This window comes from Bradyrhizobium sp. Ken64 (assembly GCF_055807555.1).
In genome coordinates, this window is the sequence record NZ_JBVVPA010000033.1 from 24,372 (window position 1) to 39,277 (window position 14,906).

General features: G+C 65.0%; 13 protein-coding genes. 12 read left to right on the top strand and 1 reads right to left on the bottom strand.

The features are described from left to right. The 5 genes from AC0L2F_RS32550 to AC0L2F_RS32570 all read left to right on the top strand — a co-directional run bounded on the left by AC0L2F_RS32550 (position 1) and on the right by AC0L2F_RS32570 (position 5,303). A complete protein-coding gene (locus tag AC0L2F_RS32550) occupies positions 1–1,119 on the top strand; it encodes a hemolysin family protein (protein WP_063996518.1) in 1,119 nt (372 codons plus the stop codon). Further along, positions 1,116–2,729, top strand: coding sequence for an apolipoprotein N-acyltransferase (lnt, locus tag AC0L2F_RS32555; RefSeq protein WP_473251184.1), 1,614 nt, complete (start codon positions 1,116–1,118; stop codon positions 2,727–2,729). The genes AC0L2F_RS32550 and lnt overlap by 4 nt, the downstream gene beginning before the upstream one ends. Positions 2,730–2,939: 210 nt before the next feature. Beyond that, positions 2,940–3,353 carry a helix-turn-helix domain-containing protein gene (locus AC0L2F_RS32560; RefSeq protein WP_007603895.1) on the top strand — a complete coding sequence of 138 codons (414 nt, stop codon included), beginning with the start codon at positions 2,940–2,942 and terminating at the stop codon, positions 3,351–3,353. 85 nt (positions 3,354–3,438) lie between these two features. Next, positions 3,439–4,596, top strand: a complete 1,158-nt coding sequence (locus tag AC0L2F_RS32565; RefSeq protein WP_473251185.1) for a M20 family metallopeptidase — start codon at positions 3,439–3,441, stop codon at positions 4,594–4,596. Beyond that, positions 4,593–5,303 carry a tRNA (guanine(46)-N(7))-methyltransferase TrmB gene (locus tag AC0L2F_RS32570; RefSeq protein ID WP_473251186.1) on the top strand — a complete coding sequence of 237 codons (711 nt, stop codon included), beginning with the start codon at positions 4,593–4,595 and terminating at the stop codon, positions 5,301–5,303. The genes AC0L2F_RS32565 and AC0L2F_RS32570 overlap by 4 nt, the downstream gene beginning before the upstream one ends. Here the strand turns inward: AC0L2F_RS32570 and AC0L2F_RS32575 are convergent. Further along, entirely contained in the window at positions 5,300–6,382 is a 1,083-nt protein-coding gene (locus AC0L2F_RS32575) for a DUF2336 domain-containing protein (RefSeq protein ID WP_473251187.1), read from the bottom strand. The two genes, AC0L2F_RS32570 and AC0L2F_RS32575, sit on opposite strands and share 4 nt — an antisense overlap. A gap of 358 nt (positions 6,383–6,740) precedes the next feature. Here AC0L2F_RS32575 and rimP point away from each other — a divergent pair, with 358 nt between their 5' ends. The 7 genes from rimP to rpsO all read left to right on the top strand — a co-directional run bounded on the left by rimP (position 6,741) and on the right by rpsO (position 14,602). Then, positions 6,741–7,520 (top strand): ribosome maturation factor RimP, encoded by a 780-nt coding sequence (gene rimP / locus AC0L2F_RS32580; protein ID WP_473251195.1) that lies wholly within the window; start codon positions 6,741–6,743, stop codon positions 7,518–7,520. Positions 7,521–7,522: 2 nt separating this feature from the next. After that, a complete protein-coding gene (nusA, locus tag AC0L2F_RS32585) occupies positions 7,523–9,133 on the top strand; it encodes a transcription termination factor NusA (RefSeq protein ID WP_007603900.1) in 1,611 nt (536 codons plus the stop codon). Positions 9,134–9,155: 22 nt separating this feature from the next. After that, complete coding sequence (locus tag AC0L2F_RS32590; RefSeq protein WP_473251188.1) at positions 9,156–9,839, top strand: RNA-binding protein; 684 nt, start codon at positions 9,156–9,158, stop codon at positions 9,837–9,839. A gap of 70 nt (positions 9,840–9,909) precedes the next feature. Further along, positions 9,910–12,615: a translation initiation factor IF-2 gene (infB, locus tag AC0L2F_RS32595; protein WP_007603902.1), complete on the top strand. Its 2,706-nt coding sequence runs from the start codon at positions 9,910–9,912 to the stop codon at positions 12,613–12,615. Between the two features lie 155 nt (positions 12,616–12,770). Next, positions 12,771–13,214 carry a 30S ribosome-binding factor RbfA gene (gene rbfA, locus AC0L2F_RS32600; RefSeq protein ID WP_007603905.1) on the top strand — a complete coding sequence of 148 codons (444 nt, stop codon included), beginning with the start codon at positions 12,771–12,773 and terminating at the stop codon, positions 13,212–13,214. Continuing rightward, positions 13,211–14,329, top strand: a complete 1,119-nt coding sequence (gene truB, locus AC0L2F_RS32605; RefSeq protein WP_473251189.1) for a tRNA pseudouridine(55) synthase TruB — start codon at positions 13,211–13,213, stop codon at positions 14,327–14,329. Before rbfA ends, truB begins: the two co-directional genes overlap by 4 nt. Before the next feature lie 3 nt (positions 14,330–14,332). Beyond that, positions 14,333–14,602 carry a 30S ribosomal protein S15 gene (rpsO, locus tag AC0L2F_RS32610; protein ID WP_007598346.1) on the top strand — a complete coding sequence of 90 codons (270 nt, stop codon included), beginning with the start codon at positions 14,333–14,335 and terminating at the stop codon, positions 14,600–14,602. The last annotated feature ends 304 nt before the right edge of the window (positions 14,603–14,906 follow it).

Consider the following 14,906-nt stretch of genomic DNA (forward strand, 5'->3'; position numbering starts at 1 on the left):
ATGCCGGATTCGGACCCGATTCAGGACAATCCGCGCAACACGGCCAATTTACCGGTCGTGGTGACCTCAGGCGAGGTGATGCGCCCGACCGCGGAAGGCTGGCTGCTGCGTGCCATTCGCAGCCTGTTCGGCTGGAAGGCGGGTTCGGTACGCGACGACCTCCAGGTCGTGCTCGACGCCACGACGCCCGACGACACCGGCTTCTCGACGGTCGAGCGCACAATGCTGCGCAACATCCTCGGCCTGCACGAGCGTCGCATCGCCGACGTTATGGTGCATCGCGCCGACATCATCGCGGTGAAGCGCGACATCCCGCTCGGCGAGTTGATGGACCGCTTCGAGAGCGCCGGCCATTCGCGCCTTGTAGTCTACAACGAGACGCTCGATGATCCCGTCGGCATCGTCCATATCCGCGATCTGCTCGCCTTCATGACCGCGCGTGCGCGCGTGTCGGGGGTCACGAAAACCAAGCGCAAGAAACCGCTGCCGGCCGGGCTCGATCTGCGTACGGTCGATCTCGCGCTGCCGCTCGAAGAAGCGCGCATCATCCGCAAGCTGCTCTACGTGCCGCCGTCGATGCGGGCGATCGACCTGCTCGCGCAGATGCAGGCCACCCGCATCCATCTGGCGCTGGTGGTCGACGAATATGGCGGCAGCGACGGGCTGGTCTCGCTCGAGGACATCGTCGAGCAGATCGTCGGCGAGATCGACGACGAGCATGACAGCGACGAGCCGCCCTCGATCGTGCGGCTGCCCGACAACGCCTTCATCGCCGACGCCCGCGCCAGCCTCGACGACGTCCGCACCGTGATCGGCGAGGACTTCGTCACCGGCGAGGCCGGCGAGGAAGTGGAGACGCTGGGCGGCTATCTCGTCAGCTTCGTCGGCCGCCTGCCGGTGCGCGGCGAGGTGATCTCGGGCCCCGGCCATTACGAGATCGAGGTGCTCGATGCCGATCCGCGCCGGGTCAAGCGGCTGCGGATCTCGACGCGGAAGGAGCGTCCCGCACCGCGCACCCAGCGCGAGAGCCGACGCCGCGAGGCTGCGCCGGACGGCAGCCAGCCGGCGGCCAGCGACACGCCCACCCCGCCGCCAAGCGACGGGACCGGTCCGCAGTGAGCCAGTTCCAGCGATTTCGCCAGATCGCGCTTGCCATCATCCTGACCTGGGGATGGAAGCGCGCGCTCGTCGCGATGGCTGCCGGCGCGCTCTCGGTGCTGGCGCTGGCGCCGTTCAACGCCTTCCCGGTGCTGTTCATCACCTTCCCGGTGCTGGTCTGGCTGATTGACGGCGCCGGCGCCGGCCGATATCGCGGCGTCCCGGCTGCGGCGCTGACCGGCTACTGGTTCGGCCTCGGCTATTTCGTGCCCGGCCTCTACTGGATCGGCTACGCCTTCTTCGTCGACGCCGATGTATTCGCCTGGCTGACGCCGTTCGCCGTGCTGGGCCTGCCGGCCTATCTGTCGATCTTCACGGCAATGGGCTTTGCGCTCGCCCGCCTGCTCTGGACCAAGAACGCGACGCGCGTGCTTGCGCTCGCGGCAAGCCTCACCATCACCGAATGGCTGCGCGGTCATGCGCTGACCGGCTTTCCATGGAACGCGTTCGGTTATGCGCTGTCCGAGCCGCTGCCGCTGGCACAAACGGCGTCGCTGATCGGCCTGTGGGGCATGACGTTCCTGACGGTCGCGATCTTCGCGAGCCCGGCGGCGCTGATCGACCGCACGCCCGATCGCCGCCTGGCGTGGCGCGCACCGGCCGCGGCCCTGGCGCTCCTGCTTGCGATGAGCATCTTCGGCGCGATCCGCCTGTCGCTGCATCCGACCACGATGGTCGCGGGTACCAAATTGCGCCTGATGCAGCCCGATCTCCAGCAGGACGCGAAATTCAACTACGCCGCCAAGGCGGAGGTGATGAAGAAATATCTGGCCTTGTCGGACCGCGCCTCCGGACCGCAATCGACCGGCGTGCGCGATGCCACCATCCTGATCTGGCCGGAATCCGCCTTTCCGTTCTTCCTCGCTCGCGAAGCCGATGCGATGGCGCAAATCGCGGAGCTTCTGCCCAAGGGCACGGTGCTGATCACGGGCTCGGTCCGCGCGCCCGACCTGCCACGGGGCACGCCGATCACACGCGCCTATAATTCGATCTACGTGATCGACCACGACGGCAGCGTGCTCTCTGTGTACGACAAGCTGCATTTGGTGCCGTTCGGCGAATTTCTTCCCTACCAGGGCCTGATGGAGAAGCTCGGTTTCGAGCAACTCACGCGTGTGCGCGGCGGCTTCATTGCCGGCACCGTGCGGCATGCGCTGGCGGTCCCCGGCGCGCCGTCCGCGTTGCCGCTGATCTGCTACGAAGCAATCTTTCCCGGCGAGGTGGCTGGACCCAATGAACGTCCGGGCTGGATCGTGAATCTCACCAATGACGGCTGGTTCGGAATCTCGACCGGCCCCTACCAACACCTCGAACAGGCGCGGATGCGCGCGATCGAGCTCGGATTGCCGCTGGTTCGCTCCGCCAATACCGGCGTTTCCGCCGTGATCGATCCGGTGGGACGCATCGTCGCCAGTCTCGGTCTCGGGATCGAAGGCATTTTGGATGCAAATCTGCCCGCGGCGATCCCGCCGACTGTCTATGCGCGCGTGGGCGATGTACCCGCGGCCATGCTTGTCGCGCTCGCCGTGTTTTGGGCGGTCCGCCGACGTGTTGCCAAACGGCATCCCTGATCACGCAGCCGCGGCCGATAACTTTTGACAACCGTAGTCCCACGGTTGACAGACTGCACGCGGCCTCCTCATTCTGCACCGGCTGCAAAAGACAGTGGGTATTGCTAAATTTCTCCGCAATGTTTCCCAATAACAGGGTCTGATTTTGACGTTGCTTACACCTGAGGCATTCCTGATTGCGCCGAAGGTGATGTTTGGAGGGCTGAGGAAATGTCGAAAGCGCCCAACCCTGTTGACAAATATGTCGGCAGTCGCGTGCGGATGCGCCGCATCATGTTGGGCATGAGCCAGGAAAAGCTCGGTGAAGCTTTGGGCCTGACTTTCCAGCAAGTTCAGAAATACGAGAAGGGCACCAACCGGGTCGGCGCGAGCCGCATCCAGCAAATTGCCGAAATACTCCAGGTGCCGGTGTCGTTCCTGTTCGAGGGCGGTCCGAGCGGCGTGCCGGGGCCGGATGGCTTCAGCGAAGGCGCATCGCCGTCTTACGTCTCGGACTTCCTCGCGACTTCCGAAGGACTCGCCTTGACCAAGGCGTTCACCCGGATCACCGATTCGAAGATGCGCCGCTCGATCGTCGATCTCGTCGAGCAGATCGCGGCCCGCGAAGGCCCCGACAAGCGCTGACGCGCCCTCTCGATCCGATTTGAGACTGCGTCAAATCTGGCCTATGTCGTCATTTGTGGCCGCGCTTTGATGCGCGTCCTCCCTGATGATGCGATTCAAAGGCACAGATGCGCTCATGGTCAGCTCCAATTGGTTCGATTCTCAAACTATTCTCGATGGAATCCGCCGCTGGGTGGAGGTCGAGACGCCAACGGATGCGCCTGGACAGGTCAACAAGTTGGTCTCGATGGTCGCGGAGCAATACCGCGATCTCCCCGTTACACTCGAGCGCGTCTCCGGCGTCGATGGCTGCGGCGATCATCTCGTGGCGCGCTCGACCTGGGGCCAGGACCGGCCCGGCATCCTGGTGCTGAGCCACCTCGATACCGTTCATCCCATGGGATTCATCGAGCGCCTGCCGTTCAAGGTCGAAGGCGACAGCGCGTTCGGTCCCGGCATCTACGACATGAAGGGCGGCGCCTACATCGCCCACCACGCCTTTCGCGCGCTTTGTGCCACGGCCGATCGCTCGCCGCTCGGCATCACCCATCTGTTCACCTCCGACGAGGAGATCGGCAGCCCGACCTCTCGCGCACTCATCGAGACCGAAGGGCGCAAGGCCAAATACGTGCTGGTGACGGAGCCGGCGCGCGACGGCGGCAAGATCGTCACCGGCCGCAAGGGCGTCGGGCGATTCGAAGTCTTCATCAAGGGCGTGCCGGCGCATGCCGGCACGCGGCCCCAGGATGGCCGCAGCGCGATCCGCGAGCTCGCCAACGTCATCCTGGCGCTGGAAGCGATGAACGACCTGGCGCGCGGCGTCACCGTCAATGTCGGCGTGGTGCGCGGCGGCACGCGGCCCAACGTGACGCCGGAAGAAGCCCATGCCGAAATCGATCTGCGCGTGCTGAGCCTCAAGGACGCGGATGAATTCGTCGGCAAGATCCTCGCCCTGACATCAAAGACGGATGGCGTCACCGTCAAGGTCACGGGCGGGCTCAATCGTCCGCCTTACGAGAAGAGCAATGCAGGCGCCTCGCTGTACGAACATGCAAAGACCGTCGCCACGGAGATCGGCTTCGAGCTGGTCGACGTTCACACCGGCGGCGGCTCGGACGGTAATTTCACCGCCGCCCACACCGCGACGCTCGACGGGCTCGGCGTCGACGGCAAGGGCGCGCACACTCATTATGAGCAGCTCTATGTCTCGTCGCTCGAACCGCGCGCGCGGCTGCTCCATCGCCTGTATCAAACACTACGATGAGTGAGCGCAAATCAGATACCGATCGCGAGGAGGGCGAGCGCGCCTTCTTCGGACGCCGCAAGGGCCACAAGCTCAGGCAGCACCAGGCCGAGCTGATCGATCAATTGCTGCCGCGTCTTGCGCTCGCCATCGACCGCGCAGCACCGGCGGATGCCCGCGAGATCTTCGGTCCCGCCGTCGACGATTTGCGGCTCGAGATCGGCTTCGGCGGCGGCGAGCATCTTGCGGCGGAAGCGCAAAACTTCGCCACAACCGGCTTCATTGGCTGCGAGCCTTACGTCAACGGCATGGCGAAGATCCTCGCGCAGATCGAGGCCGCCGAGATCGGCACCATCCGCCTGTTCGCGGGCGATGCCGCCGAGCTCCTGGCCTGGCTGCCGAAGGCGTCGCTGTCGCGGATCGACCTGATCCATCCCGATCCGTGGCCGAAACGGCGGCACTGGAAGCGGCGCTTCGTCCAGGACCGGACCATCGCCGCGATGGCGCGCGTGCTGAAAACCGGCGGCGAATTTCGCTTCGTCTGCGACATCGACGAATACTGCGCCTGGACGCTGTCGCATCTGTCGCGCTCGCAGGACTTTGTCTGGCTCGCGGAGCGCGCCGATGATTTTCGCCTGCCGTGGGACGGATACACGATGACGCGCTACGGCCGAAAGGCCACGCGCGAAGGCCGCAAGGCCGCGTATCTGCGATTCAGGCGGGTCTAGATCGTCTGCCGGTTGCGCCAGAAATTCACGACGCGCTCGGCGGTCGTCGGCATCAAGCGCGTGAAGTTCGCGCGCGCCTGCTCAAGATCGGCGTCGGCTGGCGTGCGATTCGGGCCGTGCCACATCAGGATCAGCGCCCGCACCGTCGGCCAGCTGACATTCAGCACACGCCCCAGAACCAGGATTGGATCGTAGCGGTCACCCGTGATCAGGCGGTCGAGGACCGAGAGGCGGACTCCGGACATCGCCGAGAGCGAAGCGATCGCCTCCTCGTATTTGTAGGCCTTCGCGAAGCCAAACAGCGCGCTCTCGCCAAGGTGGCCGCCACGATGCAAGGCCAGCACCGTACGTTGCGCTCCCGAGAAATCGCGACGCGGGCCCGGCGGCAGCGTGGCTTCCTCGATGGCCTCCATGGCGCGCTTGATCTCGACCTGACGCACGGGATTGACCACGCTCGAGAGGCGGCGGCGGATGACGTCGAGCGTACCGTCGAGAAGCTGTTTCAGGTTCTCACCCGAAAGATCGCTACGCTGGCCGATCTTGAGCGTCAGCACACCATCCTGCGCGGCACGCTTGATCAGCTCGGAATAGCTGCCAGGCGAGAACTCCGCGCCGGCATTGCCCGCGGCGCGGCGTACCACGTCGCGATCGCCGCGCTCGACCAGCACGTCGGTGATGACAGCCGACAGCGTGGGTCGCTCGCTCATCGCCAGCAGATGGCCCTGGCCTTTCAGTCGCGCGATCTCGACGAGAGCGTCGTCGTCGAGCACGGGGGAATGGCGCAGCACGGGGCCTGCCACCGCGATTTCGTTTTCGCGCGCGAGCTGACTCACGAGATGCCGCGGCGCGTTGTTCAGGCGCGAGAAGCGTTCGGCGAGATCGACGCGCGAGGCGAGTTCGGCATGCGGGACGAGATCGATCAGCAGATTGTCGAAGAGATCGACGACATCGGGACGGAGGTTCGCGGCGTCCTGAAAGAACAATTGGGAGATGGCGTGCGCGATCTCGCCGCGACGCCGCGGGTCGCCGCGTTTGACGATATCGTCCAGTCCGGGGATGAGCGACGTGGCAACGGTCATGAAAACGCAAACTCGTACGAGGCACGCCGCGGGTGCGCCCTGGTCCAAGCCGCCCCACAATCAGGGAATCTAGGCCTCGGAGGTGAAGGAAGCGTTGCTCCGGCGGGCGGCAAAAAGCCTCGCGCGCCCCGCAATGGGCCTTGTCCGAGAGGGCGGAAGGCGCTATATCACCGCCAATTCATCTTCTCATACGATCCGCGTAGTGAGAGTGGGCCCGAAAGGACCCGCTCTTTTTTATTACCTGAACGCGGCTTGGTGGAAGAAGATGTGCGGCCCGGTGATCTGTCGGGAGAGTTCCGAAGCGAGCTTTGAGATCTTAAACCAAGCCTTAACCATATCGAGCGCCTTGACCTCTGACATGACCGAACCGAACCCTGGTTCCACGGATGCCGAATTGCTGGCCGAGCCGAGGCTCGTGGTCGAGCCGGGCGTCGCGGCACGGGTGTCCGCGGTGGCGGGGCCGGTGCTCGAAGGCATGGGCTACCGCCTGGTGCGGATCCGCATTTCCGGGGAATCAGGCTGCACCGTGCAGGTTATGGCCGAGCGGCCGGACGGCTCCATGCAGATCGAGGATTGCGAGGCGATCTCGCGGGCGCTGTCGCCCGTGCTCGACGTCGCCGACCCCGTAGATCGCGCCTATCGGCTGGAAATCTCCTCACCGGGGATCGACCGCCCGCTGGTGCGCCGCTCCGATTTCGAGCGTTATGCCGGCCATCTGGTGAAGGTCGAGATGGCGGTCGCCCATGAGGGCCGAAAGCGGTTCCGCGGCACGATCGGCCCCGTCGAAGGCGACCGCGTGCATCTGCATCGCGACGACGTCAAGGCGGGCGAGGCTGCCGAGGTGCTCCTGACGATGGAAGATATCGCCGAGGCGCGACTGGTGCTGACCGACGAGCTGATCGCGGAATCCATGCGCCGCGGCAAGGCCCAGGCACGCGAGATGCGCCGCAATCTCGGCCTGGAGCCGCCGGCGGCACCGCACGCCAGCATCAGCGAAAAAACGACCAAGATCACCAAGCCGACTAAGAAGCCGGCGCCGGCCCCTACGAAGAAGCCGGCCCCGACCAACACCAAGAAACATCGCCTGGCCGCCGAACGCGCGCGACGGGGCGAAATCGATCCTGACGAAGGAGACTAGCCATGGCAGTCAGCGCCAATCGACTTGAATTGCTTCAGATCGCCGACGCCGTTGCGCGCGAGAAATCGATCGACCGCGGCATCGTCATCGCGGCGATGGAGGATGCAATCGCCAAGGCGGCGCGGGCCCGTTACGGCAGCGAGACCGACGTCCACGCGGAGATCGACCCGAAGAAGGGCGAGCTCCGGCTGTCGCGCCACATGCTGGTCGTCGAAACGGTCGAAAACCATTCCAACCAGATCTCGCTGGTGGATGCGCAGCGCGCCAATCCCGGTGCCCAGGTCGGCGACACCATCGCCGACACCCTGCCGCCGCTGGAATATGGCCGCATCGCCGCGCAGTCGGCCAAGCAGGTGATCGTGCAAAAGGTGCGCGAAGCCGAGCGCGACCGGCAATATATGGAATTCAAGGACCGCATCGGCGACATCGTCAACGGCGTCGTCAAGCGCGTCGAATACGGCAGCGTCATCGTCGATCTCGGCCGTGGCGAGGCCATCATCCGCCGTGACGAGATGCTGCCGCGCGAAGTGTTCCGCAACGGCGACCGCGTCCGCGCCTACATTTTCGACGTCCGCCGCGAGACTCGCGGCCCGCAGATCTTCCTCTCCCGCACCCATCCGCAGTTCATGGCAAAGCTGTTCGCGCAGGAAGTGCCCGAGATCTATGACGGCATCGTCGAGATCAAGGCGGTCGCCCGCGATCCCGGCTCGCGCGCAAAAATCGGCGTGATTTCCCGTGATTCCTCGGTCGATCCGGTCGGCGCCTGCGTCGGTATGCGCGGTTCGCGCGTGCAGGCGGTGGTGAACGAATTGCAGGGCGAGAAGATCGACATCATCCCCTGGTCGCCCGATATCGCGACCTTCGTGGTCAACGCGCTGGCGCCGGCCGAGGTCTCCAAGGTCGTCATCGACGAAGACCGCGAGCGCATCGAGGTCGTCGTGCCCGACACCAACAACCAGCTCTCGCTGGCGATCGGCCGCCGCGGCCAGAATGTGCGTCTGGCCTCGCAGCTCACCGGCTGGGATATCGACATTCTGACCGAGCAGGAGGAATCGGAGCGCCGCCAGGCCGATTTCGAGAACTCCACCCGCGTCTTCATGGAATCGCTCAATGTCGACGAAGTGGTCGGCCAATTGCTGGCGTCCGAAGGCTTCACCTCGGTCGAGGAACTCGCGATGGTGGACGTCAAGGAACTCGCCGGCATCGAGGGGTTCGACGAGGAGACCGCGCAGGAACTCCAGAACCGCGCCCGTGAATATCTCGAACAGCTGGAAGCCGAGCTCGAGGCCAGGCGCAAGGAGCTCGGCGTCGAGGACGCCGTGAAGGACGTGCCCGGCGTCACCTCGAAGATGCTGGTGAAGTTCGGCGAGAACGACATCAAGACGGTCGACGACCTCGCCGGCTGCGCCACGGACGATCTGGTCGGCTGGACCGAGCGCAAGGAAGGCGGCGAGCAGACCAAATATCCGGGCGCGCTCGATGGCCTGGAAATTTCCCGTGACGATGCTGAAGCGATGATCATGCAGGCCCGCGTCAAGGCCGGCTGGATCACCGAGGCCGATCTCGCCAAGCCCGCCGAAGAGGCCGAGGCGACCGAAGATCAGCCGGCTTAAGGCGAAGGAGGATGTCACCCGGATGCTCGCCGATACTGACCCCGAACTCGACCATGGACCGCGGACCGAAAGGTCCGCGACCGTGCGGATGTGTGCGGTCAGCCGCGAGGTCCGGCCGATCGACGAGCTGATCCGCTTCGTCGTCTCGCCCCAAGGGCACATAGTTCCCGATCTCAAGCGCAAGCTGCCCGGACGCGGCATGTGGGTCACCGCCTCGCGCGAGGTGGTTGCGGAAGCCGTTCGGCGTCACCATTTTACCAAAGCCTTCAAGCGCGAGCTGCGCATCCCTCAGACGCTTCCCGCCGACGTCGAGGCGCTCCTGGTCCGGAGCGTGGTCGAAGCCCTTGGGATTGCCGCCAAGGCGCGCCAGATCGTGGCCGGTTTCGGCAAGGTCGAAAGCGCGCTTCGGGAGGGTACGGTCGAGGTCCTGATCCATGCCAGCGACGGGGCCGCGGACGGAATCCGCAAATTGGACATGCTGGCGCGTCAAAATGAGGGAAATCGCGGCGCCAAGCCGCCGATTCCCGTCGTCACCGCACTAAAATCGACAGAATTGGATTTGGCACTTACCCGGTCAAATGTGATACATGCTGCCGTGCTCGCGGGCCCGGCGAGCAAGTCATTCCTGTCACGTAGCCAGATGCTGGTCCGATACCGGATGGCGGACGCTGACAGGACTGCCGAAAAGCCCGGCCAGGATTTCTGAGAGACAACGACCACCCGATAGCACGGTGCGGCAACGCACAAGACAACAAGATCAGGATTAGGACTGCTTAATGGTTGATACCAAGACCCCTGGCGACAAGAAGCTGAGCGTTCCGAGCAAGACGCTATCGCTCAAGCCGCGCGTCGAAACGGGCACCGTGCGCCAGAGCTTCAGTCATGGCCGTAGCAAGCAGGTCGTGGTCGAGAAGCGTGGCAAGCGCCGTGTCGACGGCAGCCCCGAGCCGCAGGTGGCCGAGGTGGCGAAGCCCGCGCCGGCCGCCGCCGCGCCCAAGCCTGCTCCGGCCCGCCCCGCGCCGCCGCGCAACGCCGGCTCCGGCGTGGTGCTGCGCACGCTGACCGAGGACGAACGTTCCGCCCGCGCCAGCGCGCTGGCCGATGCCAAGGTGCGCGAAGTCGAAGAGCGCCGCCATGCCGAGGAAGAGGCCCAGCGCCGCGCGGTCCGCGAAAGCGCCGAGCGTGCCGATCGCGAGGCCGCCGAGGCCCGCCGCAAGGCCGAGGAGGAGCGTCACCGTCACGAAGAGGAAGCCAAGCGGAAGGCCGAAACCGAGGCCAAGAAGCGTTTTGGCGAAGGCGAGCAGCCGCAATCCGCGGTGCGCCCTGCAACCGCGACCTCGGCCGCTCCTGCAGCGCGCCCCGGAGCGCCGATGGCGCGCCCCGGCACAACCACCACGGCACGCCCGGGAACAACGACCGCGCGGCCCGGAACGACCACGCAGCGGCCGGGAGGCCCGGTGGGCCGCGCCCCTGCTGTCGCAGCCGGACCGGACGAGGACGAGGGTCCGCGCCAGATCCGTCGCGGCCCCGGCGGCGCTGCGCGGCCTGTGGTCGCTCCCAAGCCCACCCACAAGCCCGGCCCGCAGAAGGAGCGCGGCCGCCTGACGGTCGTCACCGCCTTCAATGCCGACGACGTCCGCGAGCGCTCGATCGCCTCGTTCCGCCGCCGCACCCAGCGCCTGAAAGGCCATGCCGCGAACGAGCCGAAGGAAAAGCTCATCCGCGAGGTGGTCATTCCGGAAGCGATCACCATCCAGGAGCTCGCCAACCGCATGTCGGAGCGCGCGGTGGAAATCATCCGCATGCTGATGAAGCAGGGCGCGATCCACAAGATCACCGACGTGATCGATGCCGACACCGCGCAGCTGATCGCCGAGGAGCTTGGTCACACCGTCAAGCGCGTTGCCGCGTCCGACGTTGAAGAAGGCCTGTTCGACGCCATCGACGATTCCACCGATACCGAGCCGCGCTCGCCGGTGGTGACCGTGATGGGTCACGTCGACCACGGCAAGACCTCGCTGCTCGACGCACTCCGTCATGCCAACGTGGTCTCCGGCGAAGCCGGCGGCATCACCCAGCATATCGGCGCCTATCAGGTGCTGTCGCCCGAAAGCGGCAAGAAGATCACCTTCATCGACACGCCCGGCCACGCCGCGTTCACCGCGATGCGCGCCCGCGGCGCCAAGGTGACCGACATCGTCGTGCTGGTGGTTGCTGCCGACGACGGCGTGATGCCGCAGACGATCGAAGCCATCAACCACGCCAAGGCGGCGCGGGTGCCGATCATTGTTGCCATCAACAAGATCGACAAGCCCGACGCCAAGCCCGAGCGCGTGCGCACCGAGCTGCTCCAGCACGAGGTGCAGGTGGAATCCTTCGGCGGCGAAGTCGTCGACGTCGAAGTGTCGGCGAAGAACAAGACCAATCTCGACAAGCTGCTCGAGATGATCGCGCTCCAGGCCGACATCCTCGACCTCAAGACCAATTCCGATCGTCCGGCCGAAGGCACCGTGATCGAAGCCAAGCTCGATCGTGGCCGCGGTCCGGTCGCGACCGTTCTGGTCCAGCGCGGCACGCTCCGTGTCGGTGACATCATCGTCGCCGGCGCCGAAATGGGCCGCGTCCGCGCGCTGATCTCGGATCAGGGCGAGACGGTGCAGGAGGCAGGTCCGTCAGTGCCGGTCGAGGTGCTCGGCTTCAACGGTCCGCCGGAAGCCGGCGATCGTCTCGCCGTGGTCGAGAACGAAGCCCGCGCCCGTCAGGTCACCAGCTACCGCGCGCACCAGAAGCGCGAGAACGCGGCTGCCTCGATCTCCGGCATGCGCGGCTCGCTCGAGCAGATGATGTCGCAATTGAAGACGGCGGGCCGCAAGGAATTCCCGCTGATCATCAAGGCCGACGTGCAGGGCTCGCTGGAAGCGATCCTCGGCTCGCTGGAGAAGCTCGGCACCGACGAAGTCGCCGCGCGTATCCTGCATGCGGGTGTCGGCGGCATCTCGGAATCGGACGTGACGCTCGCGGAAGGCTTCAACGCCGCGATCATCGGCTTCTCGGTTCGTGCGAACAAGGAGGCCGCTGCGGCCGCCAAGCGCAACGGCATCGAGATCCGTTACTACAACATCATCTACGACCTCGTGGACGACGTGAAGAAGGCCATGAGCGGCCTGCTCGCGCCGACCTTGCGGGAAACCATGCTCGGCAATGCCGCGATCCTGGAGATCTTCAACATCTCCAAGGTCGGCAAGGTCGCCGGCTGCCGCGTCACCGACGGCACCGTGGAACGCGGCGCCAACGTGCGCCTGATCCGCGACAACGTCGTCGTGCACGAAGGCAAGCTGTCGACGCTGAAGCGCTTCAAGGACGAAGTGAAGGAAGTCCAGTCCGGTCAGGAATGCGGCATGGCTTTCGAGAACTATCACGACATGCGCGCCGGTGACGTCATCGAGTGTTACCGCGTGGAGACGATCCAGCGCTCCCTGTAAGTCCAAATCTTACCGAAGCGCCTGGATCTTTTTTGAACTGAATTGCGGGAGTGCGATGGCCGGATTTTTCCGGCCATCCACCCCTCTTCGTTTCAGCAAGACAAATGACAATGCCCGTGTCCCAAAAGCGGGCATGACGAGGTGATTTTCAGACCATGCCCCGCCATCATCAGAAAAAGAGTTCCGCGTCCGGCGGCTCGCAACGTCAGTTGCGGGTCGGCGAGCAGGTTCGCCATGCGATAGCCGAGATTCTGGCGCAAGGCAGCGTGCATGATGCTGACCTCGAAGGCCACATCATCACCGTGCCGGAGGTGCGGATGTCGCCCGACCTGAAGCTCGCAACAGTCTATGTGATGCCGCTCGGTGGCCGCGACACCGAGATCGTCCTCGCTGCGCTCGAGCGCAACAAGAAATTCCTGCGCGGCGAGGTCGCGCGGCGCGTTAACCTGAAATTTGCACCTGACCTTCGCTTCCGCGTCGACGAACGATTCGACGAAGCGGAACGGATCGAGAAGCTTTTGCGAACACCCGCGGTGCAGAAGGACCTCGAACAGGACTTGGAACAGGATCCGGATACGGATCGGGAAGAAGAACGATGACGATGGACCCGGCTCACGGCACGATCGGCGGCGAAGAGGCCGATCAGCTCGACGTGCAGAAAAATAATTCTGCGGACATGAGCGGCAATTCTCAGCCGCATCAGGAGCCGCGCCGCGTCAACAACGATCCGCGCGCCAACAAGCAGAAGGGCAACCAGCCGCGCCGCGACCGCCGCGACGTCCACGGCTGGGTCGTGCTCGACAAGCCGATCGGCATGACCTCGACGCAGGCCGTTGCCGTGCTCAAGCGCCTGTTCAACGCCAAACGCGCCGGCCATGCCGGCACGCTCGATCCGCTGGCCTCCGGCGGCCTGCCGATCGCGCTTGGCGAGGCCACCAAGACCGTCCCCTTCGTCATGGACGGCCGCAAGCGCTACCGGTTCACGGTATGCTGGGGCGAGGAGCGCGACACCGACGACATCGAGGGCCGGGCGACCGCGACCTCGGACCAGCGCCCGACCCGGGAGGCCATCGAGGCCCTGCTGCCCCGTTTCACCGGGGTGATCCAGCAGATCCCGCCGCGCTACTCCGCCATCAAGGTCCAGGGCGAGCGCGCCTACGACCTCGCCCGCGACGGCGAGATCGTGGAATTGGCCCCCCGTCCGGTCGAGATTCATCGTTTAAGCCTTGTAGATCAATCGGATAGCGACCGGGCCGTGTTCGAGGCCGAGTGCGGCAAGGGCACCTATGTCCGCGCGCTGGCCCGCGATATGGGCCGGATTCTCGGCACTTACGGCCATATCTGCGCGCTCCGGCGGACCCTGGTCGGCCCATTTGGCGAGAACGACATGATTCCGCTGGATCAACTGGAGGCTTTGTGCGATAGAGCCGCGTCCGGCGAGGGTAGCCTCGCCGACGCGCTTATGCCCGTTGAGACCGCGCTGGACGACATCCCGGCACTGGCCGTCACTCGGGCTGATGCGGCAAGGCTCCATCGGGGCCAGGCCGTTTTGTTGCGCGGACGGGATGCGCCCACTTGTAGCGGCACAGTCTATGTCACGGTGGCAGGCCGGCTTCTCGCGCTTGCCGAAGTCGGCAATGGCGAAATCATCCCCAAGCGTGTGTTCAACCTGACCGGCCTGACTGCCAGCGCCGATCGCAACGAGAGAAATTGACCGATGTCGATTGCCGCAGAACGCAAAGCGGAAGTCATCAAGACGAATGCCAACAAGGCCGGCGATACCGGTTCGCCAGAGGTTCAGGTCGCGATCCTGTCGGAACGCATCGCCAACCTCACGAACCATTTCAAGACCCACGTGAAGGACAACCATTCGCGTCGCGGCCTCTTGAAGCTGGTCTCGACCCGCCGCTCGCTCCTCGACTATGTCAAGAAGAAGGACGAGGCGCGCTACAAGGCGCTGCTCGAGAAGCACAACATTCGTCGTTAAGAGTTCTTGCGCGCGCCAACCGGCGCGCGTTTTCGCGCGTGATTTCGAACGAAAGCGTTTGTTTAAAGGTTTTTCGTCGAGGCTGCGTGCGCGTCGGATGCGAGCCGTTGACGGCGAGCATCCGGGCATGATGGGCGAACACCGCGCTTCGGTGTTCGCGTTCGTGCCGACTGACAGTCCAGCAGCAATCCGGCGGCTGGGCACAACGGGCAAGGCGCCCGTATGACCCGAAGGGATGGACGCCATCCGAAATCCAAAAACCATGGCAGGATCGCAGGACGCTGATCGCCCGCTTCGATCAACG

What these genes read in the sequence shown, in the direction of transcription:
- AC0L2F_RS32550 (WP_063996518.1), top strand. Translation starts at nt 1, where the DNA reads ATGCCGGATTCGGACCCGATTCAGGACAATCCGCGCAACACGGCCAAT.
- AC0L2F_RS32560 (WP_007603895.1), top strand. Translation starts at nt 2,940, where the DNA reads ATGTCGAAAGCGCCCAACCCTGTTGACAAATATGTCGGCAGTCGCGTG.
- AC0L2F_RS32565 (WP_473251185.1), top strand. Translation starts at nt 3,439, where the DNA reads ATGATGCGATTCAAAGGCACAGATGCGCTCATGGTCAGCTCCAATTGG.
- AC0L2F_RS32570 (WP_473251186.1), top strand. Translation starts at nt 4,593, where the DNA reads ATGAGTGAGCGCAAATCAGATACCGATCGCGAGGAGGGCGAGCGCGCC.
- AC0L2F_RS32575 (WP_473251187.1), bottom strand. Translation starts at nt 6,382, where the DNA reads ATGACCGTTGCCACGTCGCTCATCCCCGGACTGGACGATATCGTCAAA.
- rimP (WP_473251195.1), top strand. Translation starts at nt 6,741, where the DNA reads ATGACCGAACCGAACCCTGGTTCCACGGATGCCGAATTGCTGGCCGAG.
- nusA (WP_007603900.1), top strand. Translation starts at nt 7,523, where the DNA reads ATGGCAGTCAGCGCCAATCGACTTGAATTGCTTCAGATCGCCGACGCC.
- AC0L2F_RS32590 (WP_473251188.1), top strand. Translation starts at nt 9,156, where the DNA reads ATGCTCGCCGATACTGACCCCGAACTCGACCATGGACCGCGGACCGAA.
- infB (WP_007603902.1), top strand. Translation starts at nt 9,910, where the DNA reads ATGGTTGATACCAAGACCCCTGGCGACAAGAAGCTGAGCGTTCCGAGC.
- rbfA (WP_007603905.1), top strand. Translation starts at nt 12,771, where the DNA reads ATGCCCCGCCATCATCAGAAAAAGAGTTCCGCGTCCGGCGGCTCGCAA.
- truB (WP_473251189.1), top strand. Translation starts at nt 13,211, where the DNA reads ATGACGATGGACCCGGCTCACGGCACGATCGGCGGCGAAGAGGCCGAT.
- rpsO (WP_007598346.1), top strand. Translation starts at nt 14,333, where the DNA reads ATGTCGATTGCCGCAGAACGCAAAGCGGAAGTCATCAAGACGAATGCC.